At 64.9% G+C, this 20,156-nt stretch carries 18 protein-coding genes and 1 other RNA gene; 12 read left to right on the forward strand and 7 right to left on the reverse strand.

Annotation, left to right across the window (positions count from 1 at the left end; genetic code table 11):
- Positions 1–2: 2 nt before the first annotated feature.
- Positions 3–674, reverse strand: coding sequence for a ribose-5-phosphate isomerase RpiA (gene rpiA / locus MSG32_RS14010; RefSeq protein WP_054556388.1), 672 nt, complete (start codon positions 672–674; stop codon positions 3–5).
- 237 nt (positions 675–911) lie between these two features.
- Between rpiA and ilvA the strand changes: the two genes are divergently transcribed.
- Positions 912–2,435 carry a threonine ammonia-lyase, biosynthetic gene (gene ilvA / locus MSG32_RS14015; RefSeq protein WP_263643043.1) on the forward strand — a complete coding sequence of 508 codons (1,524 nt, stop codon included), beginning with the start codon at positions 912–914 and terminating at the stop codon, positions 2,433–2,435.
- A 780-nt stretch (positions 2,436–3,215) separates the two neighbouring features.
- On the opposite strand, the gene MSG32_RS14020 is transcribed toward ilvA, so the two are convergent.
- The 3 genes from MSG32_RS14020 to MSG32_RS14030 all read right to left on the reverse strand — a co-directional run bounded on the left by MSG32_RS14020 (position 3,216) and on the right by MSG32_RS14030 (position 4,588).
- On the reverse strand, positions 3,216–3,932 hold the full coding sequence (locus tag MSG32_RS14020) for a 5-formyltetrahydrofolate cyclo-ligase (protein ID WP_248380318.1): 717 nt from the start codon (positions 3,930–3,932) through the stop codon (positions 3,216–3,218).
- Between the two features lie 22 nt (positions 3,933–3,954).
- Positions 3,955–4,137: non-coding RNA, 6S RNA (gene ssrS / locus MSG32_RS14025), on the reverse strand.
- A 73-nt stretch (positions 4,138–4,210) separates the two neighbouring features.
- Positions 4,211–4,588, reverse strand: coding sequence for a cell division protein ZapA (locus MSG32_RS14030; RefSeq protein WP_064503224.1), 378 nt, complete (start codon positions 4,586–4,588; stop codon positions 4,211–4,213).
- A gap of 260 nt (positions 4,589–4,848) precedes the next feature.
- Here MSG32_RS14030 and MSG32_RS14035 point away from each other — a divergent pair, with 260 nt between their 5' ends.
- The 4 genes from MSG32_RS14035 to MSG32_RS14050 all read left to right on the forward strand — a co-directional run bounded on the left by MSG32_RS14035 (position 4,849) and on the right by MSG32_RS14050 (position 9,772).
- Complete coding sequence (locus MSG32_RS14035) at positions 4,849–5,490, forward strand: UPF0149 family protein (protein ID WP_064503223.1); 642 nt, start codon at positions 4,849–4,851, stop codon at positions 5,488–5,490.
- Between the two features lie 179 nt (positions 5,491–5,669).
- Entirely contained in the window at positions 5,670–7,013 is a 1,344-nt protein-coding gene (gene pepP / locus MSG32_RS14040; protein ID WP_248380320.1) for a Xaa-Pro aminopeptidase, read from the forward strand.
- A gap of 4 nt (positions 7,014–7,017) precedes the next feature.
- On the forward strand, positions 7,018–8,280 hold the full coding sequence (ubiH, locus tag MSG32_RS14045) for a 2-octaprenyl-6-methoxyphenyl hydroxylase (protein WP_248380322.1): 1,263 nt from the start codon (positions 7,018–7,020) through the stop codon (positions 8,278–8,280).
- A gap of 166 nt (positions 8,281–8,446) precedes the next feature.
- On the forward strand, positions 8,447–9,772 hold the full coding sequence (locus tag MSG32_RS14050; protein WP_248380324.1) for a UbiH/UbiF/VisC/COQ6 family ubiquinone biosynthesis hydroxylase: 1,326 nt from the start codon (positions 8,447–8,449) through the stop codon (positions 9,770–9,772).
- 189 nt (positions 9,773–9,961) lie between these two features.
- Here the strand turns inward: MSG32_RS14050 and MSG32_RS14055 are convergent, their stop codons facing one another.
- The 3 genes from MSG32_RS14055 to gpmI form a co-directional block, all read right to left on the reverse strand.
- A complete protein-coding gene (locus tag MSG32_RS14055; RefSeq protein ID WP_282460376.1) occupies positions 9,962–11,356 on the reverse strand; it encodes a S41 family peptidase in 1,395 nt (464 codons plus the stop codon).
- 227 nt (positions 11,357–11,583) lie between these two features.
- On the reverse strand, positions 11,584–12,753 hold the full coding sequence (locus tag MSG32_RS14060) for a peptidoglycan DD-metalloendopeptidase family protein (RefSeq protein WP_248380326.1): 1,170 nt from the start codon (positions 12,751–12,753) through the stop codon (positions 11,584–11,586).
- 118 nt (positions 12,754–12,871) lie between these two features.
- On the reverse strand, positions 12,872–14,434 hold the full coding sequence (gpmI, locus tag MSG32_RS14065) for a 2,3-bisphosphoglycerate-independent phosphoglycerate mutase (protein ID WP_043331623.1): 1,563 nt from the start codon (positions 14,432–14,434) through the stop codon (positions 12,872–12,874).
- 444 nt (positions 14,435–14,878) lie between these two features.
- On the opposite strand from gpmI, the gene MSG32_RS14070 reads away from it, so the two are divergent.
- From MSG32_RS14070 to ruvX, 7 genes are all read left to right on the forward strand, one after another.
- Positions 14,879–15,298: a rhodanese-like domain-containing protein gene (locus tag MSG32_RS14070; protein WP_043331622.1), complete on the forward strand. Its 420-nt coding sequence runs from the start codon at positions 14,879–14,881 to the stop codon at positions 15,296–15,298.
- Positions 15,299–15,416: 118 nt separating this feature from the next.
- Positions 15,417–15,920: a protein-export chaperone SecB gene (gene secB, locus MSG32_RS14075; RefSeq protein ID WP_043331620.1), complete on the forward strand. Its 504-nt coding sequence runs from the start codon at positions 15,417–15,419 to the stop codon at positions 15,918–15,920.
- Positions 15,921–16,085: 165 nt separating this feature from the next.
- The gene (locus MSG32_RS14080) at positions 16,086–16,832 is read left to right on the forward strand and encodes a 16S rRNA (uracil(1498)-N(3))-methyltransferase (protein ID WP_084589228.1); all 747 of its coding nucleotides are present in this window, start codon (positions 16,086–16,088) and stop codon (positions 16,830–16,832) included.
- A 212-nt stretch (positions 16,833–17,044) separates the two neighbouring features.
- A complete protein-coding gene (gene gshB / locus MSG32_RS14085; RefSeq protein ID WP_248380328.1) occupies positions 17,045–18,016 on the forward strand; it encodes a glutathione synthase in 972 nt (323 codons plus the stop codon).
- A gap of 107 nt (positions 18,017–18,123) precedes the next feature.
- Positions 18,124–19,038, forward strand: a complete 915-nt coding sequence (locus MSG32_RS14090) for a TonB family protein (protein WP_248380330.1) — start codon at positions 18,124–18,126, stop codon at positions 19,036–19,038.
- Between the two features lie 15 nt (positions 19,039–19,053).
- Positions 19,054–19,611, forward strand: coding sequence for a YqgE/AlgH family protein (locus tag MSG32_RS14095; protein WP_043331610.1), 558 nt, complete (start codon positions 19,054–19,056; stop codon positions 19,609–19,611).
- Complete coding sequence (gene ruvX, locus MSG32_RS14100; protein ID WP_054556397.1) at positions 19,604–20,059, forward strand: Holliday junction resolvase RuvX; 456 nt, start codon at positions 19,604–19,606, stop codon at positions 20,057–20,059. Before MSG32_RS14095 ends, ruvX begins: the two co-directional genes overlap by 8 nt.
- The last annotated feature ends 97 nt before the right edge of the window (positions 20,060–20,156 follow it).

Genomic DNA, 20,156 nt, shown 5'->3' on the forward strand with positions numbered 1-20,156 from the left:
CCTCAGGCAGTGATGCGTTCGACGCCACTTTCGCGTCCCACCAGCAGCACATCGGCACCGCGTGCCGCGAACAGACCGTTGGTAACGACACCGACGATGGCGTTGATGCGCGCTTCCATGGCGATCGGGTCCTCGATCAGGAAGTTGTAGCAATCGAGGATGCGGTTGCCGTTGTCGGTCAGCACGCCATCGCGGTAGACCGGGTCTGCGCCCAGCTTGACCAGCTCACGCGCGACATAGGAGCGCGCCATCGGGATGACTTCCACCGGCAGCGGGAAGCCACCGAGAATATCCACCTGCTTGGAGCCATCGGCGATGCACACGAAGCGCTCGGCGCAGGCCGCGACGATCTTCTCGCGGGTCAGCGCGGCGCCGCCGCCCTTGATCATCGCCAGACGCGGGTCGATCTCGTCGGCACCATCCACGTAGACCGGCACGGTGCCGACATGGTTGAGTTCGAAGACGTCGATGCCATGGCCCTTGAGGCGCTCGGCAGTGGCTTCGGAGCTGGCGACGGCACCGGCGAAGTCGTGACGCACTTCCGCCAGCGCATCGATGAACAGATTGGCCGTCGAGCCGGTGCCGACGCCGATGATGGTGTCGCGGCTCAGCAGTGGGCGAATCTCGTCAAGGGCGGCGCGGGCCACGGCCTGCTTCAGCTCATCCTGGGTCATGTGATACCTCGGGTCGGTGGGGCGGTGGTGAAAGTGGGCATTGGCGCGGTCTTCCCCGCGTGGCCAGCAGTTTACCGCCGGCAGGCACTGGAAAACGGCTTGACGTGAAGCGCAACGCCGGAAAACGCCACATTATAACGGCAAACCCGGCGATGGCGCTGGACGCTCTCGCCAGCGGTCTGATAACAATGGGGGTTCGGTCGCGCTCATGCGGCCCGCGCTGTGACACATCAGGACATTCCTATAATGCTCGAACATTACGTCAAGAAAATCCTGTCGGCTCGTGTCTACGAAGCCGCCCATGAAACTCCGCTCTCGCCGGCACCCTTGTTGTCGCGTCGTTTCGGCAATCACATCTTCATCAAGCGTGAAGACCTGCAGCCTGTCTATTCCTTCAAGATTCGCGGCGCCTACAACAAGATGGCCCAGCTGACGGATGAACAGAAGGCGTGTGGCGTGATTGCGGCCTCGGCCGGCAATCATGCGCAGGGCCTGGCGATGGCGGCCAAGCTGATGGGCGTCAAGGCAGTGATCGTGATGCCGCGCATTACGCCGGAAATCAAGGTGCAGGCCGTGCGCGAGCGCGGCGCGCGGGTGATTCTCAAGGGCGACGCCTTCCCCGAGGCACTGGCCCACGCGCGTACCCTGATGGACGAGCACGGCTATACCTTCATCCCGCCCTATGACGACCCGGATGTCATTGCCGGCCAGGGCACCGTCGGCATGGAAATCCTGCGTCAGCACCCCGGCAAGATCGATGCGATCTTCGTGCCGGTCGGGGGTGGTGGTCTGATCGCCGGTGTCGCGGCCTACGTGAAGTACCTGCGCCCCGAAATCCGCGTCATCGGGGTCGAGGCGGAAGATGCCGCCTGCCTCAAGGCGGCCATGGAAGCCGGCGAACGCGTGGTGCTGGACCAGGTCGGCGTGTTCGCCGAGGGCGTGGCGGTCGCGCAGATCGGCGCGGCACCGTTCGAGCTCATCCAGCACACCGTCGATGAGGTCATCACCGTCAATACCGATGAGATGTGTGCGGCGGTCAAGGATATCTTCGAGGATACGCGTGCCGTCTCCGAAACCAGTGGCGCACTGTCACTGGCGGGCCTCAAGAAATACGTCCAGCAGTCAGGCGCGGAAGGGGAGACGCTGGTGTGCATCAACTCCGGCGCCAACACCAACTTCGATCGCCTGCAGCACATTGCCGAGCGCACCGAGCTGGGCGAGCAGCGTGAGGCGATTCTGGCCGTGACGCTGCCGGAGCGCCCGGGGGCCTACAAGCAGTTCTGCAAGGTGATCGGCAAGCGCATGGTCACCGAGTTCAACTATCGCTATGCCAACCCGGAGGAAGCGCATGTCTTCGTCGGCGTGCAGGTCAAGCCGGGCGGTGAAGACCGCGCCGCTGTGGTCGAGAAGCTGCGTGAGGCGGGCTATGCGGTGGAAGACCTGACCGACAACGAACTGGCCAAGCTGCACACGCGTCATCTGGTCGGTGGGCGCACGACCAGCGATCTCGAGGAAGAGGTCTATCGTTTCGAGTTTCCGGAGCGTCCCGGCGCCCTGATGAATTTCCTCACCCACCTGCCGGCGGACTGGAATATCTCGCTGTTCCACTACCGTAACCACGGCGCGTCGCATGGCCGGGTGTTGATCGGCATGCAGATCCCCAATGGCGACCGCGCGCGGGTCGAGGAATATTTCAATGAGATCGGCTATCGCTTCTGGAAAGAGAGCGACAATCCCGCCTATCGCCTGTTTCTGTCCTGAGCGAGACAAGCGGTGGGGCGATGATGGCTATATGAGTCATTGGCGTTGAAGGCGGCGAGCTGAGGCGCAGCTCATCATGCTTCATTGGTCATATTCGTGGATAGAAAAGCCCCGGCCTTCGCGTGGAAGGTCGGGGCTTTTTCATGCGTATCCGGCGGGCATGCCGCAGGAAATTCCACATTTCATGCCAAGCGCGAAAAAGAACGGTGTTTCTGGATGAAGCTCTTGTCGGCGGCTGGGGTGACCAGACATCAAAAGCTGCGTGGAAAAGCGTCCATTCAAACGATTGCATGGTGATTGTCATACAGAAGTCAGATGCCTATCATCTGGTCACTGTCAGGAAGACAGTCATCGACAACCGTCACGCGAAAGCCACTGACGATATAAGAAGAAGCCCGCTCTCATGAAACGTAAGCCCGATCTGGTCATGGCCCTGGTATTCATCTTCGGGATTGGTGTAGTGGCAACCGGCTACGCCCAGACCGTAATGGGTTCCTGAATCCTGCGCTGCTGCCCTCACCGGCGGTAGCGGTGCTGCTGGCGTCAGTCTCTCTGGCGCCACGCGCCCATGCCATGATCCTCCTGCCAGGCTTTCCAGCGTTTCTTCTCCCAGCTTTCCAGTTCCCCGACTCCCCTTAAGCTTGCCCCCGGCTGGCTTCACTGCGTTGCTGCTTCGCCTTCTCACCGATAGCCCCTTTCTGCCTGCTTTCACCCTCGTGCTCCGTCGTGTTGTGGTCGTTTCGCGGTCGTGCCATCGATCTCGTCATAAAGCCCAGCGCCTCATTCAGGGCGGACAGGGCGCACGACTTCGCGATCACTGACGATGGCGTCCAGCGGGACATCCCAGGGCTGTACCGGCAGGGCGGGGACCTTCTGACAGTGGTGGGCGAGACCGATCAACAGCGGCCGTGGGCCGGGACGGCGGGTAAAGGCGAAGCTGCGATCATAGAAGCCGCCGCCCATGCCGATGCGCGCCCCGCGCCCATCGAAGCCGACCAGCGGCATCAAGACGACATCCAGCGCCCAGGCAGGCAGGCGCCGTGCCCTGGAAGCACCGTGACGGGTGTCCGGTTCGGCGATGCCGAAGCGATTGCTGACCAAGGGTGTCTGATCGTCGTAGCGCACGAACCATAGCGAATTGGCCGCGAACGGACGCAGTACCGGCAGATAGACCTTCGCCCCTCGTCGCTGCAGCCAATCACACAGGCGCGTGGCATCGATCTCGCCATCGTAGGGCAGATACAGGGCGACGTGGCGGGCGCGCAACAGTTCCGGCAGCCGTTTCAGCTGACGCAGGAGCGCATCTTCGGCTTGCAGGCGAATGGCAGGTGGTAGCTGACGGCGGCGTTGGCGCAGCAGACGGCGAAGCGCACGGCGGTCGGCCTGAGGGTGATCGAGCTCGCTGGGCAGTGCCCAGAGCGTGGTATCGAGTGCTGCAGAAGGGAGTGGCGAGCGTGGGCTCGCGGGTGCGGCATAGACCGCGGGGGGCTTGCGCATGCCTGACAATCTCCGTCAGACAGGGTTCTCCAAGGTGCCGGTGTTACCGGGGGCCCTTGAACCCAGCGGTTCAAGGTGGGTAGTCCCGCGCAGCGCATCAGGCGTTCCGACGCACGGACATGCACACAGCACTGCGCAGTGGACTCCCTGGGAATAGCTTATAAGCTCGAGGGACATCGGCAACTGTCGTACACCCCAGAGAACTCATTCAGTCTACCAAACCCCGCCTGCCTGCCCAAGGGCTAATCCTGTCGGGAACAATCTGTTGCCTGAATGTATCAGTTGTTTGATTCTGAAGCGTTTTTACGCTCAGCAGCGCGCGCCTTCGCCTGATCGGCATAGTCGGCTGGCAGCTGACTGAGCGCGGCATCCAGTTGACGGTCCAGCGCGGTGAGGCGAGTCTCGAAGTCGCGCTGCAGGGCGCGCTCGCTGTCACGGCTGTTGATCAACTCATGCGAGATATTGAGCGCTGCCATCAGGGCGACCTTGTCGGCGCTGATGGTGTTGCCGCGCTGCTGGATGCCTTGCATGGCGAGATCCAGATAAGCCGCCGCACGGGTCAGGCCATCTTCCTCGCCGGGCTGACAGCTGACGGTATAGCTGCGGCCGAGCAGGCTGATCTCGGTGGTATTGCGTGGGGTGGCGGAATCGCTCATGTAGATCCTCTCGGGCCTTGTCCGGCGTCATCCAGATTGATGCCGACGTCCTGCTGTCAGTGCGTCACCGTCGCAGTCAGGACGGCAAGCCAGAAGGAGGGCCAGTGCGGTAAGATGGGGGCATTCTCGAGCCACTATAGAGAGCCGCTTCTGGAGGGTCAACGCGCCGCGCGGCGCGGCTGCCTTGTGCTGCAGCACATCCTTCAGATGCCATTCTCCCGCTACAGAACCACTTCTCACTGACTCAATGGGGCCGCATCATGGCGATCATCAACGATACCTTCGACTTCTCGCTCGTCGCAGACCACTTCCTGGCTCACGGCAGCCTCAACAATCCCTCCTTCCTCGATGGTCAGCTGGTAGCCGCACTGGCGCTGGATGACATCAGTGCAGAGGATTGGCTGGCGCGCGTCTGCGCCTCGCTGGGGGTCGAGCAGCCGGCCACCCGTGAGGCCGGTGAAGTCTTCCTCACCTGGCGCACGCGCAATCAGGAGCGTCTGGCCGCCAGCGAGATGAGCTTCGAGCCGCTGCTGCCGGATGACATGTTCTCGCTGGCCGAACGTGGTCAGAGCCTGCGCGAATGGACGCTGGGCTTCCAGGAAGAGCTGGCCGGTGCCGATGACGATGTCCGCAGTGGCTGGAGCCAGGCGCTCAAGGATGCGCTGAGCGATGTCGAAGCCATCTCGAGCGGCCTCGCCAATGCCGAAGACCTCGACGACGACAATGCCGAGGACGAGGCCGATCTGTTCGCGTTGGCTGACCATGTGCGCATGGCGGCCTTGCTGCTTTACACCGAGCAGCACCCGGGCAACCCGGACGTCGAGAAGCCCAGCGATGACCAGCTGCCGGAAGGCGGTCTCGAGGGCAGCCTCGGCGTCAGCTCACGTACCGATACCCACTGAGTCAGTATCTGTAGCACCAGTATCTGCTCAGTCGCTAGCCACTGAATCGATGGTCACCCACCGCTTGCGCCGCGTCTGACGCAAGGCTGGTACAAGAGGGCGGGTGGCCCCATCTACAGCATCACGCCTGTTTGTCACTCGAACGCGCCATGCCCGGCGGGTTCTCGACGGAGATTGCCATGACTGCACCAGCCATCCTGCCCGCACCTGCTGCCCTGACGGCAGAGGATTTTCGTGCACGCCGCCAGCGCCTGATCGCGCAGCTGCCGCAGGGGGCTGCCGCATTGGTGGTCTCGTCGGGCCTGGCCCAGCGCAACCGCGACAGTGAATACAGCTTCCGTCAGAACAGCGACTTCCACTATCTGACCGGCTGGCCGGAACCCGAGGCCGCCTTGCTGTTGCTGCCCGGGCGCGCCGAAGGGGAGAGCGTGCTGTTCTGTCAGGAGAAGGACCCGCTGGCCGAAGCCTGGACCGGCATCCGCATCGGTGCCGAGGGTGCCGTCGCCACGGCAGGCTTCGATCAGGCCTTCACCAATGAGGCCCGTGATGAAGTGATGGCCAGCCTGCTGGATGGCCGCGAGCGTCTCTATGTGCTGTTCGAGGATGATGAAGCCCTGGCGCTGGCTCAAGCGCTGCGCGATGAGCTGGCCGCCGCGGTGCGTCGCGGAGCACGGCCGCCGGCCGCCTTCGAGGATCTCGCGCCGCTGCTGCATGAGCAGCGCCTGATCAAGGATGAGCGTGAACTGGCACTGATGCGTCACGCCGCCGAGATTTCCGCGCGCGCGCATGTGCGTGCGATGCAGATCAGCCGTCCCGGCCTGCACGAGTATCATCTGCAGGCCGAGATCGAGCATGAATTCCAGTGGCAGGGGGCGCCGGCTCCGGCCTACACCAGCATCGTCGGGGCGGGTGTGAATGCCTGTGTGCTGCACTACATCGAGAATCGCGCGCCGCTGGAGGATGGTCAGCTGGTGTTGATCGATGCTGGCGCCGAGTATGCCCTGTATGCCGGCGACATCACGCGTACCTTCCCGGTCAATGGCCGCTTCAGTGAGCCGCAGCGCCGTCTGTACGAGATCGTGCTCAAGGCGCAGGAGCGCGCGGTGGCCGCCGTGGTGCCGGGTGCAACGTTGGTGGGCATTCACCAACAGGTGGTGCATGACCTGACCACGGGGCTGGTCGAGCTGGGCCTGTTGCAGGGTGAGGTCGAGGAATTGATCAGCAGCGATGCCTACCGTCGCTTCTATCTGCACTCCACCTCGCACTGGCTGGGGCTGGATGTGCACGACGTGGGCAGCTATCGCGAAGCGGGTGAGCCGCGTCCGCTGGTGCCGGGCATGGTGCTGACCATCGAGCCGGGCCTCTACATTCCGCAGGACGGCGACATTCCCCTTGAGTATCGCGGGATCGGCATTCGCATCGAGGACGACGTCGCGGTGACTGCCGCGGGCCACGAGGTGTTGAGTCATGGCGTGCCCAAGTCCGTCGAGGCCATCGAGGCGCTGATGCGCGCGGAGGCCTGACGCCATGAGCGAGCCTGAAGCCTTGAGCGGGCGTGATGCCGAACACTTCGACATCGTGATCATCGGCGGCGGCCTGGTGGGCGCCAGCCTGGCCTGTGCGCTGGCACCGCTGATGGCGCGTGTGGCCGACGAGAAGGGCCGTGAGGCCGCAGCGTTGCGTGTCGCCGTGATCGAGGCCAATGAGTTACCCGCGGCGACGGCAGACGCCCAGCGCTTCCAGCCCAGTTTCGATGCACGTGCCAGCGCCATCGCGGCGGGCTCACGCCAGCGGTTCACCGCCTTCGGGGTCTGGGAGGCGATGTGCGAGCACGCCACGCCGATTCGCACCATCCATGTCAGTGAGCGCGGCCACCTGGGCGCGACACGCATGCGGGCCTCCGAGCTCGAGGTGGCCGCGCTCGGCCACGTGATCCCCAATGCCTGGATGGGCCAGGTGCTGCATCGTCAGCTGGCCGAGCTGCCGCTGGCCTGGTATTGCCCGGCGCGCGTGGCAGAAATCGCCGTCACGGCGCAAGGCCATCGCCTCACGCTCGAGGATGGCCGTCTGATCGAGGCTGAGCTGACCGTGCTGGCGGATGGCGGTCGCTCCGGACTCAAGGAGCGTCTCGGCATCCACAGTGCGGCGCAGGACTATGAGCAGCATGCCTTGATCGCCACGGTGGAGATGAGCCAGCCTCACCAGGGAGTCGCCTACGAGCGCTTCACCAGTGAAGGCCCGATGGCGCTGCTGCCGCTGGCCGGCAAGCGCATGGAGCTGGTGTGGACGCGCTCCCCCGCTGACACGGAAAGCCTGATGACGCTGCCCGACAGCGACTTCCTGCAGGCGCTGCAGCGCGCCTTCGGTGAACGCGCCGGGCGCTTTCGCCGCGTCGGGCAACGCCACGCCTATCCGCTGTCGTTGGTGCGTGCCAGCGAAGGCACGCGTCCCGGCCTTGCGGTGCTCGGCAATGCCGCCCACGCCCTGCACCCGGTGGCAGGGCAGGGCTTCAATCTGGCGCTGCGCGGCGTGACTGACCTGGTCGCGGCCATCGAGGCGGGCCTGGCGCGTGGCGAGTCGCCGGGGGCCACCAGCGTGCTGAGTGACTTCGAGGAGCGGCGCGGCGCGGATCGCGACAATGTGGTGCTGTTCAGCGATGGCCTGATCCGCCTGTTCGGGGTCGAGAGTCGCTGGCTGGGGCATGCACGAGCAGCGGGCCTGATCGGGCTCAATTTGGTCTCGCCGCTCAAGCGCTTGTTGGCCAAACGCTCGATGGGCCTTGAGCGCTGAGATTGGTGGGCACTCACTGACTTGGCTCGTGGGCAGAGCCTCGCAGGCAGGGCGTCACTGACAGGGCCTCACTGATAGGGCCTCACTGACAGAGCCTTGATATCGAGCCACGAGACGGGGCTTCGAGATCAGGGCATGAGACAGAACTTCGAGACAGGGAGCAGGCATGAAGGACGGTCGATCAGCAGGTAGCGCTCATGACGCCGATGTCGCCATCGTCGGTGCCGGTATCGTCGGTGCCACCCTGGCACTGCTGCTGGGGCAGGCGGGGCTGCGGGTCATGCTGGTCGAGGGGCGTGAGTCCGCGACCCGCTGGCAGCCAGATAGCGCCCCCGAGCCACGGGTGAGTGCATTGACGCCGGTCTCTCAGCAGCTGTTGAGCGGTCTGGGTGTGTGGTCGACGATCGCCGCCAGTCGCCTGATGCCCTATACCGGCATGCAGGTGTGGGACGCGGAGGGCAATGGCGAGATCCAGTTCAGCGCCGAGGACAGTGGCGTGCCGTTGCTGGGGCATATCGTCGAGAACCGGGTCACGCTCGCCGCGCTGGAGCAGGCCATCGATGCCTGCCCAGAGATCACGCGCTGCTTCGGGGCGCGTGTGGCAGGCATGGCACTGCCACGCTCGGGGGCTACATCAGTAGTGAATGCTTACCAACTCGATGCGGCGGAAGCGACCAGCCTGACGCTGACCGATGGCCGGACAGTCACCGCGGCGCTGGTGGTCGCGGCGGATGGTGCGCGTTCACGGCTGCGCGAGCTGGCCGGGATCGCCACGCGGGAGCACGACACCGGCCAGGTCGCGCTGGTGGCCACGGTGCGCACCGAACTCGCGCATCAGGCCGTCGCGCGTCAGCGCTTCCTGCCGACCGGGCCGCTGGCCTTCCTGCCGCTGGCCGTCAATGACGCCCTGGCTCAGCCGGCTGAGGGAGCCTCGGCCGCAGAACGGCATTGCTCCATCGTGTGGTCGACTACGCCAGAAGAGGCCGAGCGTCTGCTGGCCCTGTCACCGACGGCATTCTGCGGCGAGCTGGAAGACGCCTTTGAAGGTCAGCTCGGCGCCATCGAATGGGCGAGTGAGCGCTTCAGTTTCCCGCTGCATCAGCGCCACGCCGAAGACTATGTGCTGCCGGGGCTGGCGCTGGTGGGGGATGCTGCGCATGCCATTCACCCGCTGGCAGGGCAGGGCGTCAATCTGGGCTTGATGGATGTGGCGGTGTTGGCAGACGAGCTGCTGGCAGGACATCGCCGCGGGGTGGCGCTTGGCGACGAGCGCTGGCTGGCGCGCTATCGCCGCCGGCGTCGCAGCGACAATGCCATGATGCTCAAGATGATGGATGGCTTCCGGCTGTTGTTCGGCAGCCGTCAGCCGGGCGTGCGGCTGCTGCGCAACTTCGGGCTTGGTTTCGTCGACGGCCAGGGCGAGCTGAAGCGTATCCTGATGCGTCAGGCGATGGGGCAGCGGGGCGAGTTGCCCGCCAGCTGCAAGCCGTAACAAGAGTGAAGATGATGTAGTGTCTGTGCCGTCGGGTATGTGAGCGCCAACTATCATTGCTTGGGTGCAGGATTGGCCGACCGCTGCCACACATGCCTTCAGTAAGCTTGGGTATACAACGACAAGGCCCCGCCAGATGGCGGGGCCTTGTCGTTGTGGCCTGATGATCGGCAGATCATGGCGTGATGCTTACTCGTCGCTTGTGGGCACGGTGGCCTTGAGTGCCGCGCTGCGCCCCAGCACGTTCATGCCCTTGAGCAGATTGAGCGCCTCACCCAGCTGGTAGTCGCTTTCCGCCACCACCGGGCTGTCGGGCGCCTTGCTGCTGGCGGACTCGCTGGCGGCGTTGGCATTGTCGAGGCGCCCGTCGAGGTCAGCCTCGCGCACGCTGAAGTCACGCCGCGTGTCGCGCTCGAGACGGCCTCGCACGACCTCGACATCCGGGCGAATGCCCTCGGCCTGGATCGAACGGCCGCTGGGCGTGAAGTAGAGCGCGGTGGTCAGCTTGAGTCCATCGCCATTGCCCAGCGGCATCACCGTCTGGACCGAGCCCTTGCCGAAGCTGTCGGTGCCCATGATGATGGCGCGGTGTTGATCCTGCAGCGCGCCGGACACGATTTCCGCTGCCGAGGCCGTGCCGCCATTGATCAGCACCACCAGCGGGGTGTCGCCCGCCGGGGTATCGGGCTTGGCCGAGAAGGACAGCTCGCTGTCGGGCAGGCGGCCTTCGGTGTAGACGATGCGGCCACTGGACAGGAACAGGTCGCTGATCTCGACGGCGGCCGAGAGAAGCCCGCCGGGGTTGTTGCGCAGATCCAGCACCAGCCCCTTGAGCGGCTCGCCATCGTTGTCTTCCCGCAGTCTGGAAAGCGCCGTGTGGGCCTCGTCACCGGTCGCGCTCTGGAACTGGCTGATGCGCAGATAACCATAGCCCGGGTCCAGCAGGCGCTGACTGACGCTGCTGCTCTTGATGATGGCCCGCTCCAGCACCACTTCGCGCGGCATGTCGGCGCCCTCGGACAGAATCAGCAACCGAATGCGAGAGCCTGCCTCACCGCGCATCAACTTGACCGACTCCGATATCGACAGGCCGTCCAGCGGCGTATTGTCGATCTTGAGGATGACGTCTCGCGGCTGCAGGCCCGCGCGCGCCGCCGGGGTGTCGTCGATGGGGGCGATGACGGTCAGCTGGCCATCGTCGCCAGTGCCGACCTCGATACCGATGCCGCCAAACTCGCCATCGGTATTCTCGCGCAGGTCCTGCCAGTCTTCCTGATCCAGGTAGGCGGAGTGCGGGTCCAGCCCTTCGAGCATGCCGCGCATGGCATTCTTGAGCAGCGTGCGGTCATCGACCTGATCGACGTAGGTGCGCTTGATGCGCTCGAAGACCTCGGCGAAGGTGCGCAGCTCATCCAGCGGCAGGTCCGTGCCCTGACGGGCATCCTGAGCGCTGTCGGATGGCGAGATGACATCTTCTGCACTGGCCGGCAGTCCGCCGCCCAGCAGGGCAAGGCTCAGCGGCACGCTGACCGCCAGCTGACGCAGGCGGCGCGGGGCAGGACGGAACGGCGACATTGCAGACATGCGATTTCCTTCTCGACGGATACTGACTCGACTGGTACCGAAATGCGCTGAGCGCCGGGGCCGGATGTCGAGGCATGGCCGGGGGGGACACCGCCCAGCATGCTCGCAGTCACAGGCTACTGCGAGCATATCCCGCGCGAGTGCCTGGCGACTAGCCCGCTGGCTAGCGGTGGCGTTCAGCGCTGACTGACAATCAGACCATGCGCGAGGTGCCGCTGCCAGGCACTTCAGCGGCGCGCGAGCCAGCGACTCGGGTCTGTCGGCTGACCGCTGCGGCGCACTTCGAAATAGAGCGCCGGGCCATCACGCCCGCCGCTGCTGCCGACACTACCCAGCTGCTGGCCGCGTGACAGGCTGTCGCCCGGGCCTGCGCTGAAGCTTGCCAGGTGGGCGTAGAGCGTCAGCACGTTGTCACCGTGATCGAGTATCAGCAGGTTGCCATAGCCGCGCATCCAGTCCGCGAAGACCACGCGACCGGCGTGCGGCGCCGTGACGGCGGTGCCCTGCGTCGCACGAATCAACACGCCATCACGGTTGACGCCCTCGCCACGCCCATAGGCGGAGATCACCTTGCCCGGCGCCGGCCAATCCATCTTGCCCATCGCACGCGTGATGCGGGTCTTGGGTGGCGGCGCGCTCTTGATCGACTTGAGGCGCTTCTCGAGGGTCTGGATCAGCTGATTGGCATGTGCGCGGTCCTGGTCCAGTTCGGCGATCTTCGCCTCATGGCTGGCATAGCGCGCATCCAGCTTGCGCAGCAGGGCGGCGCGTTCATTCTGTTGCGCGATCAGCTGACTGGCCTGCCGCTTGAGTCCTGCCTGCACGTCATCCAGGCGTGTCTGGCGGGCCAGCAGTTGTGCGCGGGTGTCGGCCAGTGACTGGTTCAGCTCGGCCAGGCGCTCCAGCGCCGCACGCCGTGATTCGCTCAGGTGGTTCAGATAGACCTGCAGGCGCTCAAGACGTGCGGGATCATCCTGATTGAGCAGCAATTTCAGTTCAGGCTGACGACCGAGGCGATAGAGGGCGGCCATCTCTTCGGCGACCGCCGCCTTCTGGGCTGTCTGCTGCTGACTGAGGGCTTCACGTTTGCGCGTCAGTGCCACCAGCTGCTGCTTGATGTCGTCACGCTCATCCTCGAGCTTGCCGGTCTGCTGGCGCGTGGCGTTGAGCTGGCGCTCGATCTTCTCCAGCCCGTTGCGGGTGTCGCTGCGCCGCGCTGCCGTGGCCTTGAGCTCGCCCTGCATCGCCTGGATCTCGCGCTTGAGGCGCTTGAGGTCTTCCTGGGAGGCCTGCTTCTTCTGGGTCAGGGTGGCGGTGTCGTCAGCGGCCTGCGCGGTGGTCGCCACCACGGGGCCGAGTGCCAGCGGGGCGAGACTCAGCAGCCAGGCAGACAGCACAACGCCGGAGACTCGGCTCCGGCGCTTGAAGATTCGGGGGCGGTCGCCCAGCCCGAGCGGCTTGCTCGGGCTGGGCGAGAGGCACGACGCACCGAAGGGTGCGCCATGCAGCCTGCTATCAGGCCTCGGCATAATCGACCAGCACCTTGCCATCCATCTCTTCCGGCACCGACTGGCCCATCATGGTCAGCAGGGTCGGGGCGAGATCGCACAGACGCCCGTCGGCGGCCAGCTTGGCATCGCGCTGCGTCACGTAGATCAGCGGCACCTCGAAGGTGGTGTGCGCGGTCTGTGGATTGCCGGTTTCCGGGTGCACCATCTGCTCGGCGTTGCCGTGGTCGGCGGTGATCAGGCATTCGCCTCCGACCTTCTCCAGCGCCTCGACCACGCGTGCCACGCACTTGTCGAGGAACTCGACGGCCTGGACGGCGGCGTCGAACTTGCCGGTGTGGCCGACCATGTCGCCGTTGGCGTAGTTGCAGACGATGAGGTCGTAGCCGCCGGACTCGATGGCTTCCACCAGCTTGTCGGTGACTTCGCCGGCGCTCATTTCCGGCTTCTCGTCGTAGGTCTTCACGTCCTGCGGGGAGGGCACGAGGATGCGCGTCTCGCCGGGATATTCCTCTTCGCGGCCACCGGAGAAGAAGAAGGTGACGTGCGCGTACTTCTCGGTCTCGGCGATGCGCAGCTGGGTCAGGCCACGGTCGGACACGACCTCGCCCAGGGTGTTGTGCAGCTCGGACGGCGGGAAGGCTGCCGGCGCCGGGATGTCGGCGGCGTACTGGGTCATCATCACCAGGCCGTCGTGGGCCAGCTTGGGCGGCGTGCGCTCGAAGCCTGCGAAGTCCGGCTCGACGAAGGCGCGGGTCAGCTCGCGGGCACGGTCGGCGCGGAAGTTCATGAAGATGGCCGCATCGCCTTCCTGCATGGCGACGGAATCGCCGATGCGGGTGGCGGTGACGAATTCGTCGGTCTCGTCGCGCTCGTAGGCGGCAGCCAGACCGGCGACGCCGGTGGCGGCTTCATGCTCGGCTTCGCCGTTGGCGATCAGGCGGTAGGCCTGCTCGACGCGGTCCCAGCGGTTGTCGCGGTCCAGTGCGAAGTAGCGACCGACCAGCGTGGCGACACGGCCGTCTTCCAGGCCCAGGCCCGCGAGGTGCTCATCGGCACGCGCGATGGAGGCCTCGGCGCTCTTGGGCGCGGTGTCACGGCCATCGGTGATGGCGTGGATATAGATGCGCTTGGCGCCCCGCTCGGCAGCCAGGTCGGCCATGGCCAGGGTGTGGTCTTCGTGGGAGTGGACGCCACCCGGAGACAGCAGGCCGATCAGGTGCACGGCACGTCCGGCCTTGACGGCGGCATCGATGGGCGCGGTCAGGATGTCATTGTCCTTGAGGGCATTCTCACGCACCGCCTTGGTGATGCGTGTGAAGTCCTGATAGACGATGCGACCGGCACCGAGGTTCATGTGGCCGACTTCGGAGTTGCCCATCTGGCCGTCCGGCAGGCCGACGAAGCCACCATCGGTGTGAATCAGTTCGCTGGGATATTCACGACGCAGGCGGTCCATCACCGGCGTGTCGGCGGCGAGGATGGCGTTGTCCTTCTCCTCTTCGCTGTGACCGTAGCCGTCCAGGATGATTAGGGCGACGGGACGCGGACCTTGTGCTTGAGCTGCCATGACTTCCTCGCTGTGATGACGAATGATCTGGGGTGAGCAGGGGCCGGGATGACAGGACGATGCTCGACGGGTGACGCATCATGCAGCTGTCATGTCCTGCGGCCATGCTGTGGCGCATCCGCGAGACAGAACCCTCGGCGGAGACGACATGTAGTGATAAAACTACCTGCTCGTTCTGCCCTCTATTAGAGGGGTGGTAAGGTGCCGAGTGCAAGTGCCGCAAGTGTATCGCCGGGATTGGGTTGCGCTATCGGTGGATCGCCCCGGCCCGGCTGAGCTGACAGCAGCCGGCGCATCGCCCGGCTACGCCTTTTTGATGCCATGCAGCGGCATTCATGCTTGGGCCTGTCATGTATAATGCTGGCTCCGTTACCTCAGGTAGCGGTCTATTTCCTTTGCCGCGTACGCGTCGGCATGCACGTCACAGCGGAGTTAGCCCGTCTCATGATCGAACAGCTGCTTCAGTTCGCGCAGAATCATCCCTTGCTGGTCGGCGCCTTCGTCGCCCTGCTGGTCGCCCTCATTGTCATGGAAACCATGCGTGGCAACCACGGCGTCAGCGTCAGCGAGGCCACGCGACTGGTCAATCGCGAAGAGGGTGTCTTCATCGACATCCGCGACAGCAAGGAATTCAAGGCCGGTCATATCGCCGGTGCCGTCAACGTTCCCAGCAGTCAGCTGACCAGCGAGACCACTCCGCTGGCCAAGTACAAGGAACGCCCGGTGATCATCGTCTGCAAGCACGGCCAGACGGCGGGACCGCTGGTGGCGCGCCTCGAGAAGGATGGCTTCAAGCAGGCCGTCAAGCTCAAGGGCGGCATGGGCCAGTGGGAAGCCGACAGCCTGCCGGTCGTGACTCGCTGAGTCGCAGACTCGCGCGTCTGCCAGCTGTCATTGCCCCGCTGGCTGGGCAAGTTTGCGGGTCTGCTGGAGGCCGGCTCGCAACCAAGAATAAATCTCCGAACCCTCAAGGATATGTCTCATGGCTGAAGAACAGAACGCACAGGCTGCAGCAGGCGCAGAACAGGCTCAGGATCAGCTCCAGTTTGCCCTGCAGCGCATCTACGTGAAGGACGTGTCCTTCGAAGCCCCGAATTCTCCGGCGGTCTTCTCCCAGCCGTTCCAGCCGAAGGTCGCGCTGGAGCTGGATACCGAGCACCAGCAGGTCGGTGAGGAGCTGTTCGAAGTCTCCATCAAGGTCACCGCTCAGGTCACCAATGGCGAAGACAAGACCACTGCCTTCCTGGCGGAAGTCGAGCAGGCTGGCCTGTTCCGTATCGCTGGCCTGTCTGCCGAGCAGCTGGACCACACCCTGGGCGCCTTCTGCCCGAACGTGCTGTTCCCGTATGCGCGTGAAGCCATCGACAATCTGGTCAACCGTGGCAGCTTCCCTCCGCTGATGCTGGCTCCGGTCAACTTCGAGGCCATGTACGCGCAGCGCAAGCAGCGTGAAGCCCAGGGCGCCGCCGAGGCGACCGCCCACTGATCAGTGAGCCGGCCTTGATTGGCCACATGACAGGTACGACCAGCGACGGGCCCCAGTGGCCCGTCGCTGCGTTTTTGGGCGACAATGACCGCCGCCTTGCCTGCGATGCTGCATCGACTCATCGCGGCCCACTTTCACTGCTTCTTAGTCCGCGAGACCCCGTCCATGGCCATCCGTCTGCACTGCCCCGATCTTGATCTCAATGTCAGCGCCGGGGCGTCCTTCGCGCTCCCCGAGGGGCCTGCACGCCACCTCGGGCTGGTGCTGCGTGCCAAGGTCGGCAGTGAGGCGCAGCTGTTCGATGGCCGTGGGCAGGAGGTGCGCGTGCTGCTGGAGGAGGTGACCCGCAAGGGCGTCAGCGTGCAGGTGATCGAGGCGGTGCCCAATGACCGCGAGGCGCCGCTGGCGGTGCATCTGGGGCAGGCGATCTCCAAGGGCGATCGCATGGATTACGCCATCCAGAAGGCCTGTGAGATGGGCGTGGCTGCCATCACGCCACTCTATACCGCGCGAGGCGACGTCAAGCTCAAGGGCGAGCGCGCCGACAAGAAGCTGGCGCACTGGCAGGGCGTGGCGGCCAGCGCCTGCGAGCAGTGCGGAAGAAGCGTCGTGCCGGTCGTGCATGCCCCGGTGGCGATGACGCAGTGGTTGGCCGAGCGTGATGAGCCGCTGCGCCTGATTCTGCAGCCGGGCGGTGCCGAGGCGCTGAACGTGGCCGAGGCCGAGGGCGGTGTGACCCGCGCCAGCCTGCTGATCGGCCCGGAAGGCGGCTTCACGCAGGAAGAGGTGGCAGAAGCCGCCGCCGCCGGTTGTGAGGTGCTCGGCCTGGGGCCGCGTATCCTGCGCACCGAGACGGCGCCGGTGGTGGCGCTGACCTTGCTGCAGCAGCGATTTGGTGACCTGCCGCGCTGATCTCCCATCATCGGGCACCCGGGCGGAATTGTTGATCTGCCGGCAACACAGCGTGAGCCGGCAAGGGCGTTTCGCCAGTGGTGAGCAGCACGGCGCTGCTGCATACTTGTCCCATCGCTCCCGCGCCATGGTGTCATGTCGCGACGGGAGTCTCCGTTATCCCCGCTGCCGGCCGCGTGCCGGGCTGGCAGTGTCGTCACAAGGTTGCCTCAATGACTGCTCGCAAGCTCAAGATCGGCGTGGTGATGGACCCGATGTCCAGCGTCGCCTACAAGAAGGACACCACTCTGGCCATGTTGTGGGCCGCCAGCCAGCGTGGCTGGTCGCTGCATTATCTCGAGCAGGAAGACCTCTATCTCGAGAATGGTCGCGCCATGGGCCGGATGCGTGATCTGGAGGTCTACCACGACCCGGACAACTTCTATCAGCTGGGCGAGGTCGTCGCGACTCCGCTGGCCGAGCTTGACGTGATCCTGATGCGCAAGGATCCGCCCGTCGACGAACACTTCCTGAATGCCGTTCACCTGCTGGGCTTTGCCGAGCGGGAAGGCGTGCTGGTGGTCAATCCGACAGCCGCGCTGCAGACCTGCAACGAGAAGCTCTTCGCTCAGCAGTTCCCGCAGTGCATCCCGCCGACCACCGTGTCGGCCAACGACAAGGTGCTGCGCGCCTTCCACGCCGAGCATGGCAACGTGATCTTCAAGCCGCTGGATGGCATGGGGGGCAGTGGCATCTTCCACGTCGCCGAAGATGGCCGCAATCTCGGCTCGGTGATCGAGCAGCTGACGCTGCGGGGCACCCGTCAGATCATGGCCCAGCGTTATGTGCCGGAAATCAGTGCCGGCGATACGCGCATTCTGCTGGTGGATGGCGAACCGGTGCCCTTCGGCCTGGCGCGCATTCCCAGCGCCGGCGAGACGCGCGGCAACCTGGCGGCTGGCGGACGTGGCGAATCGCGTGAGCTGACCGACCGCGATTACTGGCTGATCGAGCAGGTCAAGCCGGTGGTGAAATCATTGGGGCTGATGTTCGTCGGCCTGGACGTGATCGGCGACTACATCACCGAGATCAACGTCACCAGCCCGACCTGCGTACGCGAGATCGATACCCAGCGCGGCACTGATATCGCCGGTCTGTTGATGGATGCCATCGAAGCGCGTCTGGCGGCGCAGCCGTCCGCCTGAGCAACGTCGTGATGAGGTCGGCACCAGTGGCTGACCCGCGATGGATTCGCAGTAAGCGGCAGGGAAGCCGAAGCTGCCAATGAGGTTCCGTGGACAGGGAGTGGGGTATGGCAGCACCCGTCGAATGGTGGGCAGGCAATCATAGCGTCACCGACCCGATCACCTATGTACCGGTGACGCGGGTGCATCGCCGTGTGGTGGCATGGGGCGCGGCACTGGCCGTCCATGCCGTCATCGGCTGGTGGTTGCTGGGCAGCGGCCTGCTGACGCCGCCTGAGGTACCGCCGATGCCCAAGCCGGTGATGCTCGATGTGACGCTGGTCAGCCAGGCCAGCGCCACTGCCGTCGACTCGCAGGTGGTGGCCGAGCAGGACCAGCAGGCCAGTGGCAGCGGGCGCGAGGCAGCGGTGCAGGCCGGGCCAACCAACCAGGCGCCCCCGCAGCCGGGTGAGCAGAGTGCGTCCGAGGCCAGCGAGCCGGCCGTGGCGGAAGCCCTGGCTCCGGCCACGCAGGCACTGGTACTGCCCGAGCGCATCCCCGAGGTGATCGCGACCCAGCAGGCGTCGTCACAACAGGTGACGCGTTCCGAACTGCTGCCGGATACGCCGGACAACGAGCAGCAGGCCAGCGAGCAGGACGTCCAGCGAATCCAGGCCTCCGGCCAGTCGCGTGAGGTGGTGGGTGACACCGCCTCACGCAAGGCGGCGCGTGCCTCGGCCCGCGCGCGCTATATCAATGACTGGACCGGCACGGTGCAAGCATTCGGCAACCAGCACTATCCGGCGCCTGCCCACCTGAGCGGCGAGCTGCGGATTCGCGCCGTCGTGCTGCCCAGCGGTCAGCTTGAGTTCGCGGAAGTGTTACAATCCTCGGGACATGCTGAACTCGACCAGGCGGCTCTGGATACGGTCTACGGCGCGGCTCCTTATGCGCCCTTTGATGAAAGTCTCAAGGGGATGAGCCAGCTGACCATCACCCGCATCTGGCGATTCGGCCCCGGCAACGATTCTGGCGCGCCCTGACGCCTCGGGAGGACCATGCAAAGTCTGCGAGACTATTTCCTGCTGGCGATGCCGCATCTCGATGATGACAATTTTTCCGGCTCGCTCAGTTACCTCTGTGATCATGATGACAAGGGCACCCTCGGTGTCATCGTCAACAAGCCGATCAAGCTGACCATGCGCGGTCTGTTCGAGCAGCTCGAGATCGCTGCCGACAGCTGTGAGCGCCTCGATGAGGTGGTCTATTACGGCGGTCCCGTCCACAAGGACCGCGGCTTCATCCTGCATCGCGGCAAGGCCAGCGAGTGGGATTCCAGCCTGCAGGTCACCGACGAGCTGGCGCTGACCACCTCGTTGGACATCCTGAAGGCGATAGCCGGCAACGAAGGCCCTGATGACTTCATGGTCTGCCTCGGCTGCGCTGGCTGGGAGCCGGACCAGCTCACCAACGAGCTGAAGGAAAACAGCTGGCTGATCGTCGAAGGCGACAGCGGCATCCTCTTCGATGCCGACAGCGAGTCCCGTCTCGAAGCGGCTGCCAGCAAGCTGGGCGTCGACATGAATCTGATGTCGCGGGAGATCGGGCATGGCTGAGCGGCAAGTCAGCCGTACGGCGCTGGCGTTCGACTTCGGCACGCGCCGCATCGGTGTCGCGGTGGGCACCGAGATGCTCGGCACCGCGACGCCCCTGGTGCCGCTGCATGTGCGGGACGGCATTCCGGACTGGAATGTCGTCAATCGCCTGATCGAGGAATGGCAGCCCGACCTGTTCGTGGTCGGCCTGCCCCTCGAGCTGGACGGCAGCGAGACACTGATGTGCAGCCGAGCCCGCAAGTTCGGCAAGCGCCTGTATGGCCGCTACGGCAAGCCGCTGGAAATGTGGGATGAGCGCGGCTCCACCAAGGCGGCCAAGGGCTTGGCGCGCGAGCGCGGCCACCGCGGCAATTATCGCGATGATGGCGTGGACGGCCTCGCCGCTCAGCTGATTCTCGAGAGCTGGTTTGCAAGCCAGCGAGGCGAGGGCGACCTTGTCGGTTACTGAATACTCCACCCGCTTCCTTTCCGGAAGCGGGTTTTTTTTGTCTGTTTGCCGCCATCCGGCAGGGAAGATAGGAAGCGATATCCATGCAAGAGTCTGA

Origin of the sequence: Cobetia sp. 1CM21F (genome assembly GCF_023161745.1) — a bacterium.
GTDB lineage: Bacteria > Pseudomonadota > Gammaproteobacteria > Pseudomonadales > Halomonadaceae > Cobetia > Cobetia amphilecti.